This window comes from Frankia sp. CoWAU3, assembly GCF_977971855.1.
In genome coordinates, this window is the sequence record NZ_CDWWXB010000320.1 from 1 (window position 1) to 1,682 (window position 1,682).

The following is a 1,682-nucleotide window of genomic DNA, read 5'->3' on the forward strand; positions in this document are numbered from 1 at the left end:
AGTGAGCCGTCGGTGCCAGATACCGAAGAAAAACCACACCGTCGAGTTGTCGGACCTCGGCGAGGCGAAGGGGCGAGTGGACGTCGTTGGGGAAGACCCCCGGTCCCACGAAGGTCGGCGCATCGCGCTCGCCGACGAAGAACGGGGCGACGGTGAGATGCAGCTCGTCGACTAGGCCGGCGGTGAGGAAGGCCGTATGCAGCGAGGTACCACCCTCCACCAGCAGCCGACGGACGCCACGCCGGGCGAGATCGGTCAGGATGGCGGCGACCTCGACTCGGGGCCGACCGGGAAGTTCGACCAGGATGACGCGCGCGGTGCGGGTAGCGGGCGTGGTGCGGATCGCAGCCGGCGCCGATTGCGGCGTCGACGGCTCGGGAGACGAGGTCGGCTCGGGAGACGAGGTCGGCTCGGGAGACGAGGTCGGCTCGGGAGACGAGGTCGGCTCGGGAGACGAGGTCGGCTCGGGAGACGAGGTCGGCTCGGGAGACGAGGTCGGCTCGGGAGACGAGGTCGGCTCGGCGATCGCCAACGATGATCCAGCCCGACGGTAGATGATCGTCTCGACCGGGTCGGCGGTGAACAGCCGAGCGCTCGGATCGAGGTCTCCCCCGCCGGACAGCACGACCTTGATCGGCGTGGGCGGGCGTCCGGCCGCCTCTCGCCCCACCCGACGGTGCTGCGCGCGCACGGCGAGACGGGGATTGTCCCGCCGGACAGTGGCCGCGCCGACGAGGATCGCGTCACAGCCGGCACGCACCTCGTCCACCCGGTCGAGATCGGCGGCACTGGAGAGGATCAGCCGCTCAGCCGAGCTGTCGTCGATGTGCCCATCCAACGACATCGCGCAGCTGCAGATGACATACGGCCGGCCAGCAACAGCGCCTTGGCCCACGGTGTCATCGTCGACACGCCGGCTCGTTCCCATGACGACCATCATCCCAGACCCGACATGCCCGGCAGACCTGTCGGACCGTGGGACTACCGTCAACAGATGTGCGGATCGCGACGTGGAACATCAACTCTGCGAAGGCTCGGCAGGCCCGCCTGATCGAATGGCTCAACCGGGCCGAGCCGGATGTGGTGTGCCTGCAGGAGACGAAGCTGGCGGACGACGCCTTCCTGGAGCTGTTCGACGAGGATCTGTTTCGCCGGGGCTACCGGGTCGCCCATCACGGCGACGGCCGGTGGAACGGCGTGGCGATTCTGTCGCGGGATACCCTCGACGACGTCGCGCGGGGTCTTCCGGGCGATCCGGGCTTTCCCGGTCCCGAGCCTCGCGCCATCGCCGCGACCTGCGGCGGCATCCGGATCTGGTCGCTGTACGTGCCCAACGGCCGGACCATCGACGACCCTCATTACGCCTACAAGCTGGCCTGGCTCGCCGCGCTGCGCGAGGTGGTGGCCGAGGCCACGGCCCAGGGCGCGGTGATGACGTTGGGTGATTTCAACATCGCGCCAACGGACGTTGACGTCTGGGACATCACCCGGTTCGAGGGCGCCACCCACGTCACCCCGGCGGAACGCGCGGCACTCGCGGAACTCGTCGACGCCGGGCTCATCGATGTGCTGCGGGCCCGCTGGCCCGACGACGTCGTCTACACCTACTGGGACTACCGCCAGCTGTGTTTCCCGAAGAACCTCGGGATGCGCATCGACCTGGCTCTGGCGACCGCCGACGT

General features: G+C 69.0%; 2 protein-coding genes. One reads left to right on the top strand and one right to left on the bottom strand.

What is annotated here, in order from left to right; translation table 11 throughout:
* The coding region (locus AC08ON_RS17865) for a dihydrofolate reductase family protein (RefSeq protein ID WP_476617411.1) at positions 1-928 on the bottom strand (928 nt) is incomplete at its 3' end.
* Positions 929-996: 68 nt separating this feature from the next.
* On the opposite strand from AC08ON_RS17865, the gene AC08ON_RS17870 reads away from it, so the two are divergent.
* The coding region (locus AC08ON_RS17870; RefSeq protein ID WP_476617412.1) for an exodeoxyribonuclease III at positions 997-1,682 on the top strand (686 nt) is incomplete at its 3' end.